This window comes from Bradyrhizobium sp. USDA 3364 (genome assembly GCF_054056355.1).
On record NZ_JBSRYG010000002.1, the window covers coordinates 217,739 to 238,792 of the forward strand.

20 protein-coding genes and 1 tRNA gene are annotated in these 21,054 nt (G+C 63.3%); 5 read left to right on the forward strand and 16 right to left on the reverse strand.

What is annotated here, in order from left to right; all coding sequences use genetic code 11:
- Positions 1–31: 31 nt before the first annotated feature.
- Positions 32–253 carry a nucleotidyltransferase family protein gene (locus tag ACVILL_RS01300; protein WP_456734138.1) on the reverse strand — a complete coding sequence of 74 codons (222 nt, stop codon included), beginning with the start codon at positions 251–253 and terminating at the stop codon, positions 32–34.
- Positions 254–856: 603 nt separating this feature from the next.
- Here ACVILL_RS01300 and ACVILL_RS01305 point away from each other — a divergent pair.
- Positions 857–1,690, forward strand: coding sequence for a hypothetical protein (locus ACVILL_RS01305; protein WP_456727483.1), 834 nt, complete (start codon positions 857–859; stop codon positions 1,688–1,690).
- 358 nt (positions 1,691–2,048) lie between these two features.
- Here ACVILL_RS01305 and ACVILL_RS01310 read toward each other — a convergent pair whose 3' ends face one another.
- Positions 2,049–2,282, reverse strand: coding sequence for a hypothetical protein (locus ACVILL_RS01310; RefSeq protein ID WP_456727484.1), 234 nt, complete (start codon positions 2,280–2,282; stop codon positions 2,049–2,051).
- Between the two features lie 110 nt (positions 2,283–2,392).
- Here ACVILL_RS01310 and ACVILL_RS01315 point away from each other — a divergent pair, with 110 nt between their 5' ends.
- From ACVILL_RS01315 to ACVILL_RS01325, 3 genes are read left to right on the forward strand one after another with little or no spacing between them, the layout of a single operon-like run.
- Entirely contained in the window at positions 2,393–2,920 is a 528-nt protein-coding gene (locus tag ACVILL_RS01315) for a hypothetical protein (RefSeq protein WP_456727485.1), read from the forward strand.
- The gene (locus ACVILL_RS01320) at positions 2,917–3,183 is read left to right on the forward strand and encodes a hypothetical protein (protein ID WP_456727486.1); all 267 of its coding nucleotides are present in this window, start codon (positions 2,917–2,919) and stop codon (positions 3,181–3,183) included. Before ACVILL_RS01315 ends, ACVILL_RS01320 begins: the two co-directional genes overlap by 4 nt.
- Positions 3,183–4,415, forward strand: coding sequence for a hypothetical protein (locus ACVILL_RS01325; RefSeq protein ID WP_456727487.1), 1,233 nt, complete (start codon positions 3,183–3,185; stop codon positions 4,413–4,415). The genes ACVILL_RS01320 and ACVILL_RS01325 overlap by 1 nt, the downstream gene beginning before the upstream one ends.
- Before the next feature lie 57 nt (positions 4,416–4,472).
- On the opposite strand, the gene ACVILL_RS01330 is transcribed toward ACVILL_RS01325, so the two are convergent.
- The 8 genes from ACVILL_RS01330 to ACVILL_RS01365 form a co-directional block, all read right to left on the reverse strand.
- Positions 4,473–4,548: transfer RNA gene (locus tag ACVILL_RS01330), tRNA-Lys, on the reverse strand.
- A 176-nt stretch (positions 4,549–4,724) separates the two neighbouring features.
- Positions 4,725–5,306 (reverse strand): Spy/CpxP family protein refolding chaperone, encoded by a 582-nt coding sequence (locus ACVILL_RS01335; protein WP_456727488.1) that lies wholly within the window; start codon positions 5,304–5,306, stop codon positions 4,725–4,727.
- Positions 5,307–5,465: 159 nt separating this feature from the next.
- A complete protein-coding gene (locus tag ACVILL_RS01340; RefSeq protein ID WP_050419290.1) occupies positions 5,466–6,749 on the reverse strand; it encodes a TRAP transporter large permease in 1,284 nt (427 codons plus the stop codon).
- The gene (locus tag ACVILL_RS01345; RefSeq protein ID WP_456727489.1) at positions 6,749–7,321 is read right to left on the reverse strand and encodes a TRAP transporter small permease; all 573 of its coding nucleotides are present in this window, start codon (positions 7,319–7,321) and stop codon (positions 6,749–6,751) included. Before ACVILL_RS01345 ends, ACVILL_RS01340 begins: the two co-directional genes overlap by 1 nt.
- Before the next feature lie 157 nt (positions 7,322–7,478).
- The gene (locus tag ACVILL_RS01350) at positions 7,479–8,483 is read right to left on the reverse strand and encodes a TRAP transporter substrate-binding protein (RefSeq protein ID WP_456727490.1); all 1,005 of its coding nucleotides are present in this window, start codon (positions 8,481–8,483) and stop codon (positions 7,479–7,481) included.
- A gap of 632 nt (positions 8,484–9,115) precedes the next feature.
- Complete coding sequence (locus ACVILL_RS01355; protein WP_456727491.1) at positions 9,116–9,712, reverse strand: CarD family transcriptional regulator; 597 nt, start codon at positions 9,710–9,712, stop codon at positions 9,116–9,118.
- Between the two features lie 469 nt (positions 9,713–10,181).
- Positions 10,182–11,396 (reverse strand): ABC transporter substrate-binding protein, encoded by a 1,215-nt coding sequence (locus ACVILL_RS01360; RefSeq protein WP_456727492.1) that lies wholly within the window; start codon positions 11,394–11,396, stop codon positions 10,182–10,184.
- Positions 11,397–11,505: 109 nt separating this feature from the next.
- Positions 11,506–12,093, reverse strand: a complete 588-nt coding sequence (locus ACVILL_RS01365) for an exopolysaccharide biosynthesis protein (protein ID WP_456727493.1) — start codon at positions 12,091–12,093, stop codon at positions 11,506–11,508.
- 89 nt (positions 12,094–12,182) lie between these two features.
- Here ACVILL_RS01365 and ACVILL_RS01370 point away from each other — a divergent pair, with 89 nt between their 5' ends.
- Complete coding sequence (locus tag ACVILL_RS01370) at positions 12,183–12,710, forward strand: hypothetical protein (RefSeq protein WP_456727494.1); 528 nt, start codon at positions 12,183–12,185, stop codon at positions 12,708–12,710.
- Between the two features lie 49 nt (positions 12,711–12,759).
- Here the strand turns inward: ACVILL_RS01370 and ACVILL_RS01375 are convergent, their stop codons facing one another.
- From ACVILL_RS01375 to ACVILL_RS01400, 6 genes are all read right to left on the reverse strand, one after another.
- Entirely contained in the window at positions 12,760–13,500 is a 741-nt protein-coding gene (locus ACVILL_RS01375) for a substrate-binding domain-containing protein (protein ID WP_456727495.1), read from the reverse strand.
- Positions 13,501–13,618: 118 nt separating this feature from the next.
- Positions 13,619–14,125: a hypothetical protein gene (locus ACVILL_RS01380; RefSeq protein ID WP_456727496.1), complete on the reverse strand. Its 507-nt coding sequence runs from the start codon at positions 14,123–14,125 to the stop codon at positions 13,619–13,621.
- Positions 14,122–14,721, reverse strand: coding sequence for a hypothetical protein (locus tag ACVILL_RS01385; RefSeq protein ID WP_456727497.1), 600 nt, complete (start codon positions 14,719–14,721; stop codon positions 14,122–14,124). Before ACVILL_RS01385 ends, ACVILL_RS01380 begins: the two co-directional genes overlap by 4 nt.
- 251 nt (positions 14,722–14,972) lie before the next feature.
- Positions 14,973–17,756 carry a formate dehydrogenase subunit alpha gene (gene fdhF, locus ACVILL_RS01390; protein ID WP_456727498.1) on the reverse strand — a complete coding sequence of 928 codons (2,784 nt, stop codon included), beginning with the start codon at positions 17,754–17,756 and terminating at the stop codon, positions 14,973–14,975.
- A 33-nt stretch (positions 17,757–17,789) separates the two neighbouring features.
- The gene (locus ACVILL_RS01395; protein WP_456727499.1) at positions 17,790–19,502 is read right to left on the reverse strand and encodes an NAD(P)H-dependent oxidoreductase subunit E; all 1,713 of its coding nucleotides are present in this window, start codon (positions 19,500–19,502) and stop codon (positions 17,790–17,792) included.
- Positions 19,503–19,721: 219 nt separating this feature from the next.
- Positions 19,722–20,975, reverse strand: coding sequence for a molybdopterin molybdotransferase MoeA (locus tag ACVILL_RS01400; protein ID WP_456727500.1), 1,254 nt, complete (start codon positions 20,973–20,975; stop codon positions 19,722–19,724).
- Between the last annotated feature and the right edge of the window lie 79 nt (positions 20,976–21,054).

Consider the following 21,054-nt stretch of genomic DNA (forward strand, 5'->3'; position numbering starts at 1 on the left):
GCCTGAGAATGGTGCGGCTGGCAAAGAGCGATCATGCCCTTCGGGTCATGGTGCGGTCGAACCGACCAGGACGGGTCAAAATGCCGAGTGCCCAATCGTGCTTGCCGTCGGCTGGCATCAGGCGCAGCGCAATATCGATATCGCTCGTCGCGCTTGCAGTCCCCTTCGTGCGGCTTCCGAACAGCCATAGCTCGCTGACGTTGTCGTTGTTCGCAGCCCAGCGCTGAAGGGCGACGGTCCATTCTGCACGCATGTCCACGTTCAATCTCCTCCCCCACAACTCTAGAAGGCGCTGGTTCGGAGAACAATCCGGGACCTTCGAATCCGCCGTGGATCGGCACCGCGGCGGGTCGCTCGCTGAAATCGCTTCACAATTCGCCTCTGATTGACCCACTTTCCCGGAACGTCTGTTCTGGTGGGTCACAAAACCCAAAGTCTCACGTGAGACTTTGCGCGCGAAAGCCTCCCCGGAGGGGCTTGGCAATCGGCTGCAAATCAACGAATCTGTCCGTGGGCCTAGAAACCCGGACCGAGATATAGCCGCACCATGCCTGGTCAGCATGCGTCCCGATTGGCGTCGGGATGACGGCGGCTGAAGTGGTGGCGCATTGGCGTGCGCCTCGACCTGGCCAATATGGCCGGGAGGGCCGCGCCATGTCCAGAGGGGAAACCCTTAAAAGCGTCGCCGCCAGTCTCTCGGCTGGTTTCTAGCTCCCGGCTGCCGGTCCGCCACCGGCTGCGGCCCTAGAAAGCCGAAACCGAGAACCCATCCATGGCACATCAAAAGAACGTCGCATCGGGTGCGCAAATTTGCGCACCCGCACAGTCCGTGTCGGGCGTAACCAGGAGAGTTGTTATGCGTTCAGTTGCCACGCTTCCGATCGTTGCTACTTCGTCGATCGCCCATTCGGCGAGCGTCACCAATGCCGACCGGCGACTCCTTGAGCTCGCCCCGCGGATCGCAGAGATCCAGGCACTCTACGACGCAGCTGTCGAGCAGGAAAATGAGGCCCAGCAAGCCTACACGCCGGAACGGAAGCCCATGCGCCCGGCAGCGCTGATTTGGCAGCCTGGTGATCCAGTAACTTACGACAGGGGCGATGATGTCCCGCTCGGACCTCCCGGGCGCGTCTGGTGCCTGAATAGCGACATCGAGCAGCTCCGCGACAACCCGCTGATGCGGTGGGAATTCGTCGGTACCGACGAAGATTGGCAGCGCGAGGAGAGCCACGCCTGGGACCATGCGAACAGGGGGCCTGCGTCCGAAGCGGCTCGCTTCTGGACGCGAGTGCGGGACACCAAACAGCAGGCGCGGGCTGACGAATTGATGGCCGCGCTCGAACGTTGGGAGCGAGCGCTCGAACACTGGGAGCGCAGAGATGCCAAGCTGCAGCGGAAGCTCGGGATACCGAGGCTACAAGAAAAATCCGAAGCTCTCCTTGAGCAGCTTTCATCCCTTCAGGAAGAAATGCTGGAGCTGCAAGCCACGACCATCGAGGGACTCCGCGCAAAGGCTGTAGTGCTGTTCAACGTACTTTGGCAGGGCGACGCCCTGGACGAGTTGAGCGACACCATGGACTCCAAATTCATCTTAAGCCTGGTCGGAGACCTGATCGGCAGCCGCGATCTCGCCGGCGCGTGGGAGGGCGACGTCTATCGCGAGCCGACGGCGGCTCGTGAACTAGTCTAAACCTCGCAAGACGAGGGTATCTCAATTTGGACACCCTTGCCGCGATGCTGGTTGTGACGCACATGACCGGCCGTCCGAGTCGAGGCTGCGCAGAATCTGCGCAGCCTCGATCGCCTACTCGGCGCGATCAAGCTGGTTTCGGAGGTGATCCTGCTGCACGGAGCAAAATATGCGCCGCTGCTCGATCGGGCTGGGGAGCGCGGAGCTGGCCGATCTGCGAAAATACGAGGACCTGATTGCTCGAGCGCGCCGGCACCTTGGCGTTCAATGATTTAGCCCTTGCCAGCAGCCAGGGCTGCCGAAAATGGTTTTCTAAGGAGCTTCGCGCCGGGATGATCCGGTCGAGCCGCATATTCCATCAATTGATGGAATTTCCGCGAGAGCGGCCGCTGCGATGCTCAACGTCGGCACGGCCAGCGTCGATCGGGCTCGTGGGGAGGGATGTCCCGGCCAACCTGGAGAGCATGAGACCATGACGGAACTGGTGCGGCGCGCCCTCGACATAGCTGCCACAAGCCATCTCGCGCGCCAGGTCGGCGAGATTGAGCGCGGAGAATTCCTTGAACTCGAGAGCCATATCGGCATGACGCACGGGGCGTCCGGATGCAGTGGAAAATCCCCAGCTAACCCCCCATGCCTCCCTTGCAGGTTCGGTCACATTGTCCTATCAATTAGTCACTGTGACCGAATTGGATTTTGTCAATGGGCTACGTCGATATCGAGGGTTGGAGCTTTACGTCGGCTGAAGCCGCCGAGATCGTCGGCCTGTTCTCCGATGCCGAGCTCGCGAACTACCTCAAGCGATATAATCCATTTCCGCACAAAATGCGTGGCCGCGGCCGCCCCACTCACTTTCAGCTTCGCGATCTCATGCTCCTGCGCGCAGCAGGATCTCTGATCAAGAACGTCGGCATGCCACCAAAAGCCGCCTTCGCGGCGCTGGCGCCCTATGCCGGTCCATACGGCGCGATGCTGCACGATCGCGCTGGTACCTCGTTTTATCCCGGCACCATGACGTTGACTTTCCACGGCAGCAGGTGGGTCGGCGCCGATAGCCCGCACGAGGAGACCGCGATCCAGATTCGCGCGTGGCCGATCTTCGATCACGTTTTCCCTCGCATGAAAAAGATGATGATCTCCGCCGCTGGATCTGCTCGTGCAGACGTCGAAAAGGCGGTTGCCGAATATGAGGAAAAGATTACGTCGCTTCGGGAGGAGCGGTGGCAATGACGCGCGGGCGACCTGCGGAAATCAGCCAGGGCGCGTGGCCCCTCGAGATGCGCGCGGCAACGGCAGCGGCATATTGTGATGAGCCGAGCGTTGAGGCTTTCCTCGCAAAAGTTCAGCTCGGGATCTATCCCCCGGCATCAAGCCGTCAGGCGAAATGCTCGCCGAAGTGGCATCGTGCGAAGCTCGACCAGGTCATCGCAAATCGTCACGGCCTGGCGATCGCCGGCGCCGATATTGTGGAGGACGCAGTAGCGTTGATCTGATGCGCAAGCGCAAGCCCCTCGGATGGCCCAAATACATGGAGGCGAGGCCTTCCAACGGGATCGTGCGCTACTATTGGAATGCGCCGAGCTGGGCACGCAAGCGCGGTTGCCCGCTCACCAGCGAAAAACTCGGAACAGACTATGCCGCCGCGAAGGCGCGTTGCGACGATTACCTGAATCCCCTGTTCGACAGCTGGAGAACCGGCGGCGAAACCGATCCGGACGTCATCGATCGCGCGCTCGTCGGATCGTTTGACTGGGCTGTCGCCGCATATCGAGCCGACAAAAAATACACCAAGCTGCCGGCGCGAACGCGAGACAGCTACGATCGAGCGCTCCGCGACGTTGCCGATTACGCTCTGAAAGATGGTCGGCGCTTTGGTTCGCTCTCCGTCAAGAGCATTAGCTCGGGCGCCGTCGACCTGCTTTATGAGAAGCTGATGATCGCCAGCGACGGCTCGCCACGCCATCGCAGCGCCCTGCTCTCGATGACCGTCTGCAAACGGGCGTGGGATGTCGCCTACCGCAAGCACCCCGCCATCCTGCCCGCGGCCAATCCATTCAAGGGCGTCGAAATCGAGTATGAGCCCAAGAAGAATATCTCGGCGACGCGGCAGCATCTCACCACATTCGTGGAGGCGGCTGACGCCGATGGCCGACCGTCGCTCGGCACGGCTGCCATGATCGCGTTTTATTGGCTGCCGCGCGAAGAGGATATCTTCGGCCGGTTCGCATGGTCGGATTACAGACCAGCTGATCAACCCGATCGCGTTCTGGTCTGGCATCACAAGAACAGGAAAACCGAAAAGGTGCCTGTTCCTCTGTTCGACAGCGACGGCACCTGTTTGTGGCCGGAAATGTTCGCCCGGCTCGAGCGCGCGAGCCGCACCGGCACGCTCGTCGTGATGCGCGACCAGCCAGATCCTCGCAAGAAGGTCCACCTGCCCTGGCTGACCGGCGGCCGCAATCCGATGCGCTACGTCCAGGCGGAGGTCAGGCGAATCTGCCGCGCCGCAGGGCTGCCCGACCAGATCACGTTCACCAGCTTCCGGCACGGTGGCCATACGGACGCAAGTGATTCCGGTTTGACCGACGCGCAGATGCGCGCCCTCGGCGGCCACAAGACCACGGCGGCACTACTTCGGTACGCCAAGGAGACCGACACACAACGTAGGATCGGCGCTCGAAAGAGGCTGAACGCGAGAACGGAACGGGGGAATTTGTCAGAATGAGCAGCTGACGAAATGTCAGAACGACATCCCGTCATCCAGCTAAGTTCTTGAAAGGATTGGTGGGCGCACCAGGGCTCGAACCTGGGACCCGCTGATTAAGAGTCAGCTGCTCTACCAACTGAGCTATGCGCCCGGAACTTGTCCGGAAATGACCCTCGCAAGAGAGGCCGTCGTTTAGCAAAGCGATTCCGCGATGTCCAGCAAGCTGGCGCAAGTTTTCCCGACTTTTACGCGTCCTTCCGGCAGCCGAATGGCCGCCGGATTCCGGCGGCCTTTCATGGGCTTGGCGAGGCTGCCGGCGGGCGGCGCTCAGAGCCTGCCCGAGCGCTCCTGATCCGGACCGTCGTCGCGGTCGAAATGGTGGTCGCGGCCGCCGCGCTCCCAGCGGTCCATGCCGCGCTCGAGGCGATGGCGGCGCCAGCCCTCGGCACCGAAGCCGCGGCCTTCCATATGGGTGAGCATGGTGAGCCGCCGCTTCTGGTTGTCGTCGAGCGTCTTGTAGAGCGGATCGGCGGCATCGGCGATCTTCTTCAGCGAGGTCGCGGTCGCCGCCATGTTGTCGGCGCGCTCGCGCAGGCGGGCGACCGGATCATCCGGCTTCTGCGCCTTGTCGCCATCGGTCTTCTCCGCGGCCATCCGCGCATTGGCGCGATCCATCCGCATCTTGGCGAAGTCGCGCACCGCGGCGTCGACCGGCGGCCACAGCTTTTCCTGATCGGCAGTAAGCTTCAGCCCGGCGTGGACAGCTGCGATCCGCGCGTCGAGGAAGGCGGCCCGGTCCTCGGGGCTCATCCGCATGTGGCCGTGGAACCAGGGACGATGCTGGGCATAGACCGCGGTCGAACCGGCTATCGTGAGCGCCGCGATACCGGCGAGCAGAACTTTCTTCATGCAAACCTCCTTCAAGGGTTGTCTGAGGATGATGCGCTCGCCCGATGCCTTCAACTTACAGATTTGACAGGGAGACCTCTCTTACCAAGATGTAATCAGGTTCATTGCCGGCCAGAAACATCCAAGGCGCGATCTCGCGCCTTGGATTTCCGGTTGTCGCTAAATCATTCCCAGCAGTCGCGGCAGCCACAGCGAGATCTCCGGCACGTAGGTGATCAGGCCGAGGAACACCAGCATCGCGCACAGCCACGGCAACACCGCGATCGTGATCTCGCTGATGCCCATCTTGGCGATACTGCTCGCGATATAGAGATTGAGACCGACCGGCGGATGGCACAGCCCGACCTCGGTGTTGACGATCATCAGGATGCCGAGATGCACCGGATGCACGCCGAGCTTGGTCGCCAGCGGAAACAGGATCGGCGCCATGATCAGGAGGATCGACGACGGGTCCATCACGTTGCCGGCGAGCAGCAGGATGACGTTGACGACCAGCAGGAACATCCACACCGAGAAGTTCTTGTCGATGATCCAGGCCGCCATCTCCTGCGGGATCTGCTCATGCGTCATCAGGAACGAGAACAGCACCGCGTTGGTGATGATGTAGAGCAGCATCGAGCTCATGCTCGCCGCCTGCAGCAGCACCTTCGGCACCTCGGAGAGCTTCAGCTCCTTGTAGACGAACACGGTGATGAAGAAGGCGTAGGTCGCGGCGACCGCGGCGGCTTCGGTCGGCGTGAAGATGCCGCCATAGATGCCGCCGAGCACGATCGCGATCAGCAAGAGGCCCCAGATGCTTTCGCGGAACGCCTTGAACTGCTGGGCGATGGTCGCGCGCGGCATCTTCGGATAGCCGTTGCGCTGCGCGACGAAGAAGGTCACCGCGGCCAGCATCAGCGCGAGCAGCACGCCCGGCACGATGCCGGCCATGAACAGCGCGCCGATCGAGGTGTTGGTGGAGACGCCGTAGAGCACCAGGATGATCGAGGGCGGCACCAGAATGCCGAGCGCACCCGACGTCGAGATCACGCCGACGCCGAACCGCTTCGGATAACCGTGATCGACCATCGCCGGCATCATGATCGAGCCGATCGCGACCACGGTGGCGACGCTCGAGCCCGAGATCGCCGCGAACATCGCGCAGGCCGCGACGCCGGCAAGGCCAAGGCCGCCGGGCAGATGCCCGACCAATGATGTCGTGAACGCGATCATGCGCCGCGCGACGCCGCCGCGGGTCAGGAAGGTGCCGGCCAGGATGAAGAACGGGATCGCCATGATGCCGAAATTGTCGAGGCCCGAAAACAGCTTCAGGCCGACGCTCTCGATCGGCACCTCGGTCATGGTGAACAGGAAGGTGAGCACGGTCAGGCCGAGCGAAATCGAGATCGGCATGCCCGTCAGCATCAGAGCAAACAGCAGTCCGAAGATCAGTGCGGCGCTCATCACGCTTCTCCAAGCGCGACGGGCGCGGTCTTGCTGGTCTCGACGCCATCGACATGGGAGGCGTCATGGTGCGGCAGGTCGTCGGTCCACCAGTAGTTCCAGCACACCTGCAGGAAGCGGAAGCACATCAGATAGGAGCCGAGCGGGATGCAGGCGTAGACGATCCAGCTCGGGATCTCCATGTCGGGCGAGACTTGGTCGGTGTGCATCAACTCGAACACGAACTTGGCGCCCATGGTGCCGACGATCGCGGTGAACAGCGCGCCGCCGAGCAGGCCGAAGGTGATGGTGCGCTTGCGCCAGGTGTCATTGAGGCGGTTGATCAGGACGTCGACGCCGACATGGATGCCCGTGCGCACGCCATAGGCAGCGCCGAACTTCGCCATCCAGATGAACATGTAGATGCAGAGTTCCTGCGACCAGGCGAGATTGATGCCGAACAGGTACGGATAGAGAAAGGGAACGTCGACCAGGAAGCGGTGCACGACCGTGATGAAGGTCAAGAGCGTCGCGGCGCCCATCAGGCTCGCGATGATGATTTCCTCGAGCCGGTCCAGAATTTTCAGCAGCATAAATCTCCCCTGTCATGGCCTGATGCGGCAACCGGCCACGGCACCCAGGCCGCGGCCTTGCGCGGCCGCGGCATCGTTATGTTTTTGCGGTTCAGATCCGCGATTGATTGAGCATGATCCTTCCGGAAAACCGGTACCCGCTTTTCCGGATCATGCCTCAGTTCATCGGGCTGCGGCCCGTTTCCTTGAGGAATTCGTCGATCAGGGGCTGACCGACGCGCGAGGCGACGTCCTTGTAGACCGGCATCATTGCCTTGCGCATCGCCTCGTCCTGCTCGGGCGTCAGCGCGACGATCTCGGTCTTGCCGGCCTTCTTGATCGCTTCGAGCGCGTCGTCGTTTTCCTTGGCCGACTGGCTGTTGCCGAACTCGGTGGCTTCCTTCATCGCCTTGGAGAGCTGCTCGCGGATATCGGCCGGCAGGCCGTCCCAGAACTTCTTGTTCACGACGACGACATAGCCGATGTAGCCGTGATTGGTGACGGTGGCGTACTTCTGCACTTCATGCATTTTCTGGGTGTAGATGTTCGACCAGGTGTTCTCCTGGCCGTCGACCACGCCGGTCTGCAGCGCCTGGTAGACGTCGGAGAACGCCATCACCTGCGGGATCGCGCCGAGCGCGCGGAACTGGGCCTCCAGCACCTTCGACGACTGGATGCGGAACTTGAGCCCCTTGTAGTCGGCCGGCGCGACCAGCTTCTTGTTCGCGCTCATCTGCTTGAAGCCATTGTCCCAATAGGCGAGACCGGTCATGCCCTTGGAATCCAGCTTCTTGAGCAGCTGGGCGCCGAGCGGACCGTCGGTCACCTGGCGCAGCGATTTGAGGTCCGGAAGGATGTAGGGCAGATCGAAGACTTCGAATTCCTTGATGCCGATCGGGCCGAACTTCGAGTTCGACGGCGCCAGCATCTGCACCGCGCCGAGCTGCAGCGCCTCGAGCTCTTCCTTGTCCTTGTAGAGCGTCGAGTTCGGATAGACCTCGACCTTCACCTTGCCACCGGTGTACTTTTCGGCGAGTTCCTTGAACTTGTCGGCCGCCTTGCCCTTCGGCGTATCGGAGGCCACCACGTGGCTGAATTTGAGGACGATCGGCGCCTGCGCCGCGGCCGGTCCGACAAAGGTCAAGGCCGCGATCGACGCCGCAGCCCAAATGAATTTACGCATGTTTCCTCCCGCGTAATTGCGGAGCACGAATACCGGCCCCGAGACATCCGGTCGCACCATTACAGACAAGCAACGACGATTGCCATTGCCCCTTTAGCAGGGGCTAATTCCGTCATTGTTGCACTGCAATATCCGATGCAGCGGTATCCCCTTCGGTTCTCGCGACCGTTCAATGACACCGCCCGCACGCTGTGCCCGGCCATCGCCGCGCGGTCAATGCGAGGTTTGGCAATGGCGAGTTCGCCGGGCGCGAATGCTGGTGCCTCATGCCCGCCGTCGCCCTCCTCCCGCGGCGTACGCAGCTTTCACAGCACCCACCGCTATCGTTGCTGCGAAAGCAGGGACGACAGCGAGGATGGCGCTCGGTTCAAGATGTCAAACAACCGGTGTCATCACCCGCGAAAGCGGGTGATCCAGTATTCCAGAGGCAGTCACTATTGAACCGATGGGCCGCGGCGTACTGGATCGCCCAGAGTGCCGGGCGATGACGATGGCGGCGCCGGTCGCCGCATAGAGCACGATGAGAACGGCGAACAACTCGCAAGTCGGAAGGTCCAGCCAAGCTTTGACATGGCTCAGCCGATCCCTGTTGCAAGCAACGTTCCCACGGCGCTTCTGATCAGAATGGGGATCTAGGCGCTTCGCCTGGCTTCAGTGACGATCAGGCTTTCAAGCTCCCTGACGGCTTCTTGTTCGGTAATGCCGCCAACAAGCGCGACCTCTCCGGCCAGGCGATCAACTGCCGTCTCGTAAAGTTGTCGTTCGCTGTAGCTCCGTTCGGAACTGAGAACGGGCCGGTAGAGATCGCGCATGACTTCCGCGATGGCGACAATATTGCCCGAATTGATCTTGCTTTCGTATTCTTGAGCAAGTCGGGACCAATTGCCCCGCGCTTTGAGCGGCGCTTGCCCTAGGGTTTGTCGCATGCGCTGGATGGCAACGGGATCGGACAGTTTGCGCATTCCGGCGTTTGCCGCCTTCCTCGTCGGAACGCGTAGCGTCATCTTGCTCTTCGCGAAATAGACGACAAAAAACTCAAGGCAGGCCCCTGCCACTGTCTGCTCCTCGATCGCCACGATTTGGCCGACGCCGTGTGCAGGGTATACGATCAAGTCCGTTGCCTTGAATCCGAAGCGCGTCTCACTGCCGTGGCTCTCATTCGTTTCAGCGGCGGAGAGGGAATGCATCTGGTTCGAATAATTGGATCTCGACTGATTATCAAAATTCATTTCGCGACTAGCTCCATGGCTTATTGAACCGGCTTAGCCAATTCCAGCTCAGATCAATCACGTGTCAGAAACAAACTGCCGGGCTCAAAATGATTCGCGCTGCCCGATTTGATCCCTGATCAATAAGCTGTGCGCGTGCGCGCCGCCACGGGAATGACGCCACCCATTTCCATTCCCTTCGATCGCTGTGGCTTCTTGGCAACGTGTTCCATGGAGCGAAATCAACAGTTCCGTGCCGACAAAACGAACGTTCGCGAGACAAGTGAAGCACTTGCGGCCGATCGATGGATTGAGAGAGCTCTGCGTCAACAGCTCACATCAATTGACGCCTCAGCGAGGTCGGCTCTGAGCCACGAACGGTCGCTGCTGCCACCACGCGAGTCTCACGACCAGCCCCCGCTCCACATGGACGCAGCCAATCTGCTGCGTCCCCTTCATGCGAACTGGCACGGCTGCCGCTCGCGTGTTCTCACCGCGACGCGGTGCTGATGTTCTCGCCGAAGAACTTCCAGGTCTTGCCGTCGAACTTCGCGAGCTTAAAGGTGTCGAAGGTGGAATAGTTGGTCGGCGACACCGACACCGTGATGCCGGGAAGCAGCAGCGGCAGCGATACCTTGCTCAGGTTCGTCGCCTGCTTCAGCAGGTTCTCGCGCGTCAGCACGTCGCCGCAGTTCTTCAGGATGATGGCCGTGAATTGCGCGGACAGGTAACCGATCTGGTTGCTGCCATCGATCGGATTGCCTTCGGGATACCACTGCTTCATGAAGGCGAGATAGTCCTGCACGCCCTTGTCGGAATCCCACGCAGGATCTCCCACTACCTTGGTCGCCAGCGCCGTCATCAGGCCGGTGGACGCTTCGAGGCCCGCGGGTTCGAGCACACCGCCGATCGAACTGGACACCGACACGATGAAGTGCGTCGGCTTCCAGCCGAGGTCAGAGACCTTGCGGATCGCCTGCGCGCCGAACTTCGGCGTCGTGATCGTCATCAGCACGTCGGCGCCGGCTGCCTTCAGATTGACGATCTGGGAATCGATCGTCGGATCGGTGACCTCGTAGCTGAGCTCCTTGACGATGAGACCGGCCTTGTCGCCGAGCGCCTCCTTGAAGCCCTTCAGATAGTCCTTGCCGAAATCGTCATTCTGATAGAGCACGCCGATCTTCGCGCTCGGCAGCTCCTTGAGGATGTACTTGCCGTAGATCTTCGCTTCCTGCGCATAGGGCGGATAGAACGGCGTGGTCCAGGGAAATTCCTTCGGATCATTCCACTTCGAGGCCCCGGTCGAGATCAACAGATGCGGGATCTTCTTGCCGTTCAGATATTTTTGGATCGACGAATTCGTCGGCGTGCCGAGTGAGCCGATGTCGGCGAGGATCTCGTCCTGCTCGACGAGCTTGCGCGTCTGCTCCACCGTCTTCGGCGGGCTGTAGCCGTCGTCCATGCTCAGCAGCGTGACCTTGCGGCCGTTGATCCCGCCCTGGCTGTTGATCATCTTCCAGTATGCAGCCTCGGCCCTGCCCTGCGTGCCATAGGCCGAAGCCGGACCGCTGTAGGGCATGGTCTGCCCGATCTTGATTTCGGTATCGCTGGCGCCGGGATCGTATTTCTTGTCGGCAGCAAGAACGGCTGACGTGGCAACAAGGCCGAGCGCGGCAACCGCCGCAAGTGTGATGCTTCGCATCATGTTCTCCCCATTCGCGTCGCTGTTGGCCGCGACGTCGGGCGAGATCATGATCATGCCGGCGCGAGTTGTCGACCCTTAAGTCGAAACTTGATCCGCGAGCCGTCGCGCGTCACAGCCCCATCCAGCTCGTCACGGCGCCGAACGATGCCCAGAGCGTCCATCCGAGCCCGAGCAGGCAGATCAGCGCCGCCGCCATCGCAACGGTCAGCAGCAGACCGTCCTCCTGCAAATAGGCGATCGCGATCAGCACGACCACCACGCCCGGAATGACGTTCACCAGCGGCAGCGGCCAGCCTGCCGAGAAGGCCAGCAGAAACACGATCAATCCGACGAGGCGGTCGATCACCTCGCGACGCGCGTCCCAACGCGGCCGGCTGATGCGCTCGATCGCCTGCAGCATCGGGCGGACCAGCACGGTGAAACGCTTGAAGCGCTTGAAGTCGAACTGCCGCTTCGACACGAAATGCGGAAACGACGGCGCGCTGTGGCCGAGCATCATCTCGACCGCCGGAAACAGCAGCGCCAGCGTCGCGATCGTCGCGACGCCGGGAATGATCACCAGGAGCCCCAAGAGCAGCAGGAGCAGGCCGAACGACCGCTTGTCCAGGTTGCTGAGGAGCCATTCGAGGTTGACGGGACCGTCCGGTGCTTGAGCGACGAGTTCCTCAAGAAGTTGGGACGTGTGCGTGGGCGCCAATGGGGCTCCGGACGAAAGGGACATACATGCCAAGGTGGTCAGACTCGGCATCGATTGCAACAGCTGCCGAAGCAGACTAGGAAGCATGGGTGACCATCGATTCCGATCAGGCGTGGCAACGCCATTCGCCGTCAAGCCCGGTTCCTGCCGCCCGCCGCCGCTGGCCGTGGTTCCTGCTGATCCTCATCCTCGCCTGTGCCGGCGCCGGGGGTGTCTACGCGTGGCCGCAAATCCAGCCGCTGGTCACGTCGCTGGGCAACGCAGCGCCTGGCGACGATGCGGCCGCAAGTGACAAGGCGGCGTTGCCGGATCTCCTCGCCACCCAGCAGAAGCTCGAGGACGACATCGGGGCGCTGAACAAGTCTGTGGCGGACCAGCAGGAGCAGTTGAAGACCGTTGTCGACCAATTGGCGGCCCTGACGTCGAAGGTCGACGCGCTCCAGCGCCCTGCTCCAGCCCCCGTGCCACCGCCGACCGCGGCTGCGGCCGAACCACCGCATGCGCCGGTTGCGCAGGCCGCACCGAAGCCGAGACGGCCGCCGGTTCGGGCACCCAAACCGGCAGGGCCGATATCGACCGGCGGCGCGCCGCTCAACGCAGTACCCGGCGATCACTGAGCCCCCGCGCCTGCGTCAGCATGACGCCGGGCGCATGGGTGCAGGCAATCTATCCGCGCGGCCGCTCCATGCCCACCCGCTTGATTGCCGCGCGCAGGATATCGGTATCAGAGGAAAGAAACTCGATCAGGAGCCGGGCTGCTTCGGGCGACTCGGAGTCGCTGACGACCGCGGCTGTGAAGATCTGCACGAGCTGGAGATCCGGCGGCAACAGTCCGACAACGTCGATGCCGGTCTCATGAACCAGTTCGCTGGTCGGGCCGATCGAGAAATTGGCCCTGCCTGCTCGGAGCGCTTCAGCCGCTTCGGTTCCACGCGCCTCGAGGGTGAGCCTCACCGCGTCCGGCAGGTCGAGCTTCGGGAAGATCCTGTCGCGGACGAACTGCCCGCTGGTGCTGCTTGGCGCCACCACCTCGACGGCGTCGATCAAGGCTTTCCTGAGCGCGCTGGCATTGCCGATGTCGGGCTTGGGATCGCCTGCCCGAACCGCTGCGGCTAACGGCGCCGTCGCCAGCCCAGCTTCGGAGCCCGCGCGAATCCGCCCGTCTTCGGTCAACGTCTTAAGCCCCTCGCGCGAGAGGATCACGACGTCCGCCCTGATGCCATTCGCAAGCTGGTGCCGGATCGTCTTCGGTCCGGTGCCTTCAGATGCTCCGGAGCCGGTTTCCACCTTGATGCCGGTACTTCGCTCGAATTCAGGCAGCACGTCCCGGTAGACCGCGGCGAAGCCGCCCGAAATGATGACCTTGATCGTCGTCAATGCTGCGGCTGTGGTGGCTTGCCCGGTCATTGCCCGTTCCTTGCTTGCTCCTGGGAAACTAGCATTGCCGAGCTGACTGACAAGGCTTGGTGCCGACACGCGGTGGCGTGCCGGCCGCATGGGTTACATCCCCCAACCGCTATGCGGTTCAACTCTTGCACGCCGATGCATGGCTCTTGCCGATCTCGCTGGCGAGTGCCAGCTGGGTAACCGGCTTCAATTCTGCTTCCGAGATATACCCTCGCGCGAACGTTTCGCCGATCAACCGCTCGATCCGATTGTCGTCAGGCGTGCGCCAAGCCTTTAGTGCGAATTGTCGTGCGGCTTCGCCAAACACCTCGGCGTAGTTGCTGACGTCCCGATCACGTATGTCGTAGTAGCCATTGATGCTGAGCACGAGCGTCTTGTGGCCCGCTGCAGAACAACGTTCGGACCAAGGCGCGTCGAGTGTCTTGAGCGTATTCGCCCGCACGAGATTTCGATAGGGCGCGTTGTAGCTCTCCTTGACCATCCAGGGGTCCTGCCCCTTCAGTGTCGCCGCGTTGACGACAACCTTTGGCTCTGGAGCCGCGTCCTTCTCCGGAGGCCAGATGAAGGTCGCCGCGACAATGTTGGCGACGAACAGCGCTCCGACGATGTAGAGGATCAGCCTCATTTGCGGCTCGCAGTCTTGCGCGCGACGAGGCAGGCTTCCTTGGGTTCATCCGGCGGCGACGCATTGCCCCATTGAAAGACAAAGTGCCGGATCGATTCTGGAAAGTCGCTCCGGTAGATGCCGCCGATTTCGACGGCATCCCTTACCGCCTGGTGCAGATTGAGATCGGCCGGCGTCTGGAATGTGGCCGCGGCTGCGTCGAGGCTTTCATCGAGAGTTCGGGGACACCCGTTCACCCCGGACGTGCACCATGCGAGCGCGTGCCAGGCGTTAGTGTAGTTCGAGAGCGCCTCGACCAGATTCTTCTTCGCCATGTCGCTGCAAGGCGATAGCTTGTAGGCGTTCGATGCCTGAAGCAATTCGCGGCGAAGCTTGTTGCGTTCGGCGTTGCCATCGCCCTGGTTCGACTTCGTGGCGACCCAGTCCTTGCGGAGCTTCTCGTCCATGCCGTCGCCAAAGGTCGGCAGGCGCGCATCGCGCTTGAGCGGCTGGATGCCGTACACGAGCAGAGGGAAACCATGCTTTGCCCAGGTTCCGCCGATGAAAATGAACGCGAATACGCCGATCGCCAGCAGACCAAATCTGAAATTGCTCATTCCATCGCCCGGTAGTTGCAATTTTTTGCCGTGCTACCACGCACATTCCTAACGCAACATGCAGAAACAAGGCCGGCGGCCGGTCTCTGAACTCGTCGTAAACAGGCGGTTACCGGGCACGCGACACTTATCTCGAAGCAGCTTTCGAGTTTCGTGCATTGCCGTGAGTCAAGGGCGGCACGTGTCCGCTCTGGAACCGGGAGCAGATGCGCACTGGCGATGCGTGCGGCCCACTCCGCCTCGGTGCGCCGCTATTCCGCCGCGGTCCGGATATCGATCTTCTCGGCGCGGACGGCGCAGAACTTGAACTCCGGAATCTTGCCGAACGGATCGAGCGCCGGATTGGTCAACAGGTTCGCCGCCGCCTCCGCGTAGCAGAACGGCATGAAGACCATGTTCTCGGGCACGTCGCGGTCGGCGCGGACCTTGACCTCGACCGCGCCGCGGCGCGTCTCGAGACGGATGAAGTCGCCGGGCGCGAGGCCCTTCTTGCGCATGTCCTTCGGCGTCATGAACGCGACCGCTTCGGGCTCGATCTGGTCGAGCACCTGCGCGCGGCGCGTCATCGAGCCGGTGTGCCAATGCTCGAGCACGCGACCGGTCGACAGCACCATCGGATACTCGTCGTCGGGCAGCTCGTCCGGCGGGATCACCTTGGCCGGCACGATCTTGCCGCGGCCGCTCTCGGTCGGGAAGCCTGTCGTGAAGATGATCTCGTTGCCCGGCTTGTCGGGAGCGTCGACCGGATAGGTCACCGCGCCCTCGCGCACCAGCCGCTCCCAGGTGATGTTCTTCAGCGACGGCATCAGCTCGGCCATCTCGGTGAAGACCTCGCCGGGCCCGGCATAATTCCAGGGCAATCCCATCCGCTTGCCGATCTCCTGGATGATCCAGAGATCCTGCCGCGCATCGCCCGGCGGCTTGATCACCTCGCGCGCCAGCTGCACGCGGCGGTCGGTGTTGGTGAAGGAGCCGGACTTTTCGGCGAACGCCGAGGCCGGCAGGATGACGTCGGCGTGGAATGCGGTCTCGGTGACGAACAGATCCTGCACGACGAGATGATCGAGCTTCGCCAGCGCCTCGCGCGCGTGCTGCAGATCGGGATCGGACATCGCCGGATTTTCGCCCTCGACATACATGCCGTGGATTTCGCCGGCATGGATCGCGTTCATGATCTCGACGACGGTCAGCCCGCGCACCGGATCGAGCTCCTGCCCCCACAGCTTCTCGAAGGCGCCGCGCATGTCGTCACGGCCGACCGGCTGATAGTCCGGCAGGAACATCGGGATCAGGCCGGCGTCGGAGGCGCCCTGCACGTTGTTCTGGCCGCGCAGCGGATGCAGTCCGGTGCCGGGGCGGCCGACCTGGCCGGTGATCAGAGCGAGCGCGATCAGGCAGCGCGCGTTGTCGGTGCCGTGGACGTGCTGGCTGATGCCCATGCCCCAGAAGATGATCGACGACTTGGCGCGGGCGTAGTTGCGCGCCACCTCGCGCAGCGTCTCGGCCGGAATGCCGCAGATCGGCGCCATGCGCTCCGGCGTAAACTCCTGGATCTTCGCCTTGAGATCGTCATAGCCCTCGGTGTAACCGGCGATGTACTGCTCGTCGGTCAGGCCCTCGGTGATGATGGTGTGGATCATCGCGTTCAGCATCGCGACGTCGCTGCCGGGCTTGAACGCGAGGTGCTGCGTGGCATGGCGCGACAGCGACTGTCGGCGCGGATCCATCACGTAGAGCTTGGCGCCGCGCTTGGCGGCGTTCTTGATGAAGGTCGCGGCGACCGGATGGTTGACGGTCGGATTGGCGCCGATCACCCAGATCACTTCCGCATCGGCCGCAGCCGAAAACGGCGCGGAGACGGCGCCGGAGCTCAGTCCCTCGAACAGCGCCGCCACCGACGAGGCGTGGCACAGCCGCGTGCAGTGATCGACATTGTTGGAGCCGAAGCCGGTGCGGACCAGCTTCTGGAACAGATAGGCCTCTTCATTGGAGCCCTTGGCCGAGCCGAAGCCGGCCAGCGCCTTGGCGCCCTTCTCGTCGCGGATCTTGCGCAGGCCGGCGGCGGCAAGATCGAGCGCCTCCTCCCACGTCGCCTCGCGGAAATGGGTGTAGGGATTGGCCGGATCGACCTGATCGTTGGCATCCTTCTTGACGCCCGGCAGCCGCACCAGCGGCTTGGTCAGGCGATTGGGGTGATGGATGTAATCGAAGCCGAAGCGGCCCTTGACGCAGAGCCGGTTGTGATTGGCGGGACCGTCGCGGCCTTCCGCGTAGATCACCTTCTCGTCCTTGACCTCGTAGGTGACCTGACAGCCGACGCCGCAATACGGGCACAGCGAGTCCACCTTCCGATCCGGCCAGGTGACGCGCGTCTGCTTGTCGTCGAGCATCACAGCCGGCATCAGCGCGCCAGTCGGGCAGGCCTGCACGCATTCGCCGCAAGCGACGCAGGTCGATTCGCCCATAGGATCGTCGAAGTCGAACACGATCTTCGAGTCGTGATTGCGGTACGCCATGCCGATCACGTCGTTGACCTGCACCTCACGGCATGCCCGCACGCAGAGGCCGCACTGGATGCAGGCATCGAGATTGACGCGCATCGCCGGATGGCTGGCGTCGGCCTGCCAGCGCTCGGCCGCCGGGAAGCGGCTTTCGGTCACGCCGGTCTTCTCGGCCCAGTGCCAGAATTTCGAATCCGGATCGTGCGAGGTCTCGCGCGCCGGCTGGTCCGCCACGAGCAACTCCATCACCATCCTCTGCGCCGCGACGGCGCGCTGGCTGGCCGACTTCACCTTCATGCCGACCGTCGGCGTTCGCTTGCAGGATGCCGCCAGCACGCGCTCGCCTTCGATCTCGACCATGCAGGCGCGGCAATTGCCGTCCGGGCGGTAGTCCGGCGCGGGCGAATAGCAGAGATGCGGGATCTCGGTGCCCTGGCGCTTGGCGACCTGCCAGATCGTCTCGCCGACGCGCGCCTCGACCTGGTTGCCGTCGAGCTCGAACTGAATGGTCTGGCCGTTCTGATGGTTACTCATTAAATCCTCGTCGAAATGCCTGCTCGACCCCGCCTATTCGGCGGCTTGCTGCGGACGAAACCCGTCCGGAAAATACTTGATCACTGAGGTCAGCGGATTGGAGGCCGCCTGACCGAGGCCGCAGATCGATGCATCGCGCATCGCCTGGCTCAATTGGTCGAGCAATTCCTTGTTCCAGACCGGCTGCTGCATCAAGAGCGCCGCCTTCTCGGTTCCGGCGCGGCAGGGTGTGCATTGCCCGCAGCTCTCGTCCTCGAAGAACTTCATCAGGTTCAGCGCCGCCTCCCTGACGTCATCGGCCTGCGAGAGCACGACGACGGCGGCGGAGCCGATGAAGCAGCCGTATTTCTCCAGCGTGCCGAAATCGAGCGGGATGTCGTCCATCGAGGCCGGCAGGATGCCGCCGGACGCGCCGCCCGGCAGATACGCCTGCAGGGTATGGCCGTCGGCCATGCCGCCGCAGAACTCGTCGATCAGTTCGCGCAGCGTGATGCCGGCCGGCGCGAGCTTGACGCCGGGATCCTTGACGCGTCCCGACACCGAGAAGCTGCGCAGGCCGTGACGTTCGTTGCGGCCGTGGCTCTTCCACCAGTCGGCGCCCTTCTCGACGATGTCGCGAACCCACCACAACGTCTCGATGTTGTTGATCAGCGTCGGCAGGCCGAACAGCCCGACCTGGAACGGATATGGCGGCTTGTGCCGCGGCAGGCCGCGCTTGCCCTCGATCGATTCCAGCAGCGAGGATTCCTCGCCGCAGATATAGGCGCCGGCGCCGCGCCGCAGGTGCAACGTCGGACCACCGGGCGGCAGCTTTGCGATCTCGCGATCGAGGATCTCGCGGCAGGCCGGGTATTCGTCGCGGATGTAGATGTAGACTTCCGGCGCCTCGACCACGTGCGCGCCGATCAGCATGCCCTCGAGGAAGCGATGCGGATCGGTCTCGAGATAATAGCGGTCCTTGAAGGTGCCGGGCTCGCCTTCGTCGCCGTTGACAGCCATCAGCCGCGGACCGGGCTCGCCGAGCACGGCGCGCCATTTGCGGCCGGTCGGGAAACCGGCGCCGCCGAGACCGCGCAGCGAGGCATCGTCGAGCGCCTTCAGCAGGTCTTCCCGCGGCAGCACACCCGAGCGCAGCCGCGCCAGCAACTGGTATCCGCCGCCGGCGACATAGGCGTCGTAGTCGACGTAAGGCGGAAGATGCACATGGGTGTCGCCGCTCTTTGCGGCCGCGAGCACGTTGGTGACGGTCGCATGATCGACGAAGTTGTGGCCGACCTCCGCAGCAGGCGCGGTGTCGCAGCGGCCGACGCATGGCGCGCGCACCACGCGCATGCCCGGGCCGGCGCGGGATTGAAGGTCCTTCAACAGCTGCTCGCCGCCGAGCATCGCGCAAGTCAGCGAATCGCAGACCCGCACGGTGAGCGGCGCGATATCGGGCTCGCCCTCTTTCACGATATCGAAATGCGCGTAGAAGGTCGCGGTCTCGAACACTTCGGCGAAGGACAGCTTCATCTCGTCGGCGAGCGCGGCCAGATGCGCCGCCGAGATCTGATGGTACTTGTCCTGGATCAGATGCAGGTACTCGATCAGGAGGTCGCGCTGCCGCGGCCGGTCCGCAAGCAGCGCCTCGATCTCATGCGCGGCCACAGGGTCGACCTGGCGTCCCTTGGGCGTGGCTTTCGCCCGCTTCCTGCCTGCGCCGGGATGCTCGAACGCGCGGACCTTGTGAACGTCGCCTTGGCTCATGAATCCTCGCCTTGAAACCTCGCTCTTGCGCAAATCGCGCTTGCTGAACCAACTCTATTCTCTGGCATGCCACAGGCAAGCATATTTAGAACGCCTCTAGGGGCGTCCGGTTGCCGCGCAGGCCGTTGTTAATGTTTGCCTATCGGGCGATCTGGATTCGCTATCGCGACAACGGCCGCGCGGTCGTTCTGCCGCGCGATTTCGGCCGTGTCGCAGCGCTCACAGCAGATCGGCGTAGCCGAGAAAGCCGACGATATCGCCCGGCTCGACCCGCACCACGGGCTCGCCGAGTTCGATCAGTCCATCGGTCTCAACCAAAGACGACAGCAGGCCGGCGCCTTCGCGGGGAAACTTGGTCGCCTCCAGCGCACCGTCCGCCGCCCTGCGCAGCGAGGCTCGGACATATTCGCGCCGGCCGCTCTTCTTCTTGTAACTGAAGGCGGCGCGGACCGGCATCGGCAGCAAGGCAGACGGTACCGCTCCCGAGAGCGCCAGCACCGTCGGCCGCACCACATGGACGAAGGTGACGAAGCTCGCCACGGGGTTGCCGGGCAAGCCGATCAACGGCGTGCCGTCGATGATTCCCATCGCCACCGGACGGCCCGGCTTGATCGCCATCCGCCACAGCACCAGCGAGCCGGCCTGCTCGATACCGGCCTTGACGTGGTCTTCTTCGCCGGTCGAGACGCCGCCGGTGGTCAGGATCAGGTCAAAGCTGCGCGCGACCTGCTTGAGCGCGGCGGCAAGCTCGGCCCGCTCGTCGCGCAGGATGCCGAGATCGCCGACCTCGCAACCGAGCCTGCGCAACGTCGCCATCAGCATGAAGCGGTTGGAATCGAACAACTGCGCTTCGCCGCGAGAGCCACCCGGCGCGGCCAGCTCGTCGCCGGTGGAGAACACTCCGACGCGCAGCCGCCGCACGACGTCGAGCGTGGTCAGCCCGAAGGCCGCGGCGACGGCGATGTCCTGCGGACGCAGCCGCCTGCCCTGCGCCAGCGCGACGTGGCCGCGTGCGATGTCCTCGCCGGCCGGGCGCACATTGGCGCCGGGCTTCAGGCCGGCCGGCAGGATGACGTTGCCCGCATCGTCGATCCGCACGTCTTCCTGCATGAACACGGTGTCGGTGCCGTCGGGCATCGGCGCGCCGGTGAAGATCCGCACCGCCTGGCCGGGCCGCGCGGGCTGCGCCGGCGCTCCTGCCTGCACGCGGCCTGCGACCGGAAACGCGCGCTCGCCGCTCGCCGGCAGGTCCGTGCCTGATACGGCGTAGCCGTCGACGGCGGAATTCATGAAGGGCGGCAACGCCAGGGGTGCGGCCAGGTCGCCGGCAAGGATGCGTCCGTCGGCATCCACCAGGGCAACGGCTTCCGTCTCGCCGACCGGCTTGACGCGCGCGGCGATGATCGCGACGGCCTCGTCGACCGACATCATCGGTCCGCCGAACGCGAAGCAGTCGTCCGAAAGCTGCGCCATTGTGTCCTTCAGTCCTCGGCCATCGACAAGATTTGTTCGACCCGGATCGCGACCTGCGGCGTTATCCTTAAGCCGGACC

Bases quoted from the DNA above. Each gene is read 5' to 3' on its own strand.
- ACVILL_RS01300 (WP_456734138.1), bottom strand. From the start codon at position 253: ATGCGTGCAGAATGGACCGTCGCCCTTCAGCGCTGGGCTGCGAACAAC.
- ACVILL_RS01305 (WP_456727483.1), top strand. From the start codon at position 857: ATGCGTTCAGTTGCCACGCTTCCGATCGTTGCTACTTCGTCGATCGCC.
- ACVILL_RS01315 (WP_456727485.1), top strand. From the start codon at position 2,393: ATGGGCTACGTCGATATCGAGGGTTGGAGCTTTACGTCGGCTGAAGCC.
- ACVILL_RS01320 (WP_456727486.1), top strand. From the start codon at position 2,917: ATGACGCGCGGGCGACCTGCGGAAATCAGCCAGGGCGCGTGGCCCCTC.
- ACVILL_RS01325 (WP_456727487.1), top strand. From the start codon at position 3,183: ATGCGCAAGCGCAAGCCCCTCGGATGGCCCAAATACATGGAGGCGAGG.
- ACVILL_RS01335 (WP_456727488.1), bottom strand. From the start codon at position 5,306: ATGAAGAAAGTTCTGCTCGCCGGTATCGCGGCGCTCACGATAGCCGGT.
- ACVILL_RS01340 (WP_050419290.1), bottom strand. From the start codon at position 6,749: ATGAGCGCCGCACTGATCTTCGGACTGCTGTTTGCTCTGATGCTGACG.
- ACVILL_RS01345 (WP_456727489.1), bottom strand. From the start codon at position 7,321: ATGCTGCTGAAAATTCTGGACCGGCTCGAGGAAATCATCATCGCGAGC.
- ACVILL_RS01350 (WP_456727490.1), bottom strand. From the start codon at position 8,483: ATGCGTAAATTCATTTGGGCTGCGGCGTCGATCGCGGCCTTGACCTTT.
- ACVILL_RS01355 (WP_456727491.1), bottom strand. From the start codon at position 9,712: ATGAATTTTGATAATCAGTCGAGATCCAATTATTCGAACCAGATGCAT.
- ACVILL_RS01360 (WP_456727492.1), bottom strand. From the start codon at position 11,396: ATGATGCGAAGCATCACACTTGCGGCGGTTGCCGCGCTCGGCCTTGTT.
- ACVILL_RS01375 (WP_456727495.1), bottom strand. From the start codon at position 13,500: ATGACCGGGCAAGCCACCACAGCCGCAGCATTGACGACGATCAAGGTC.
- ACVILL_RS01380 (WP_456727496.1), bottom strand. From the start codon at position 14,125: ATGAGGCTGATCCTCTACATCGTCGGAGCGCTGTTCGTCGCCAACATT.
- ACVILL_RS01385 (WP_456727497.1), bottom strand. From the start codon at position 14,721: ATGAGCAATTTCAGATTTGGTCTGCTGGCGATCGGCGTATTCGCGTTC.
- fdhF (WP_456727498.1), bottom strand. From the start codon at position 17,756: ATGAGTAACCATCAGAACGGCCAGACCATTCAGTTCGAGCTCGACGGC.
- ACVILL_RS01395 (WP_456727499.1), bottom strand. From the start codon at position 19,502: ATGAGCCAAGGCGACGTTCACAAGGTCCGCGCGTTCGAGCATCCCGGC.
- ACVILL_RS01400 (WP_456727500.1), bottom strand. From the start codon at position 20,975: ATGGCGCAGCTTTCGGACGACTGCTTCGCGTTCGGCGGACCGATGATG.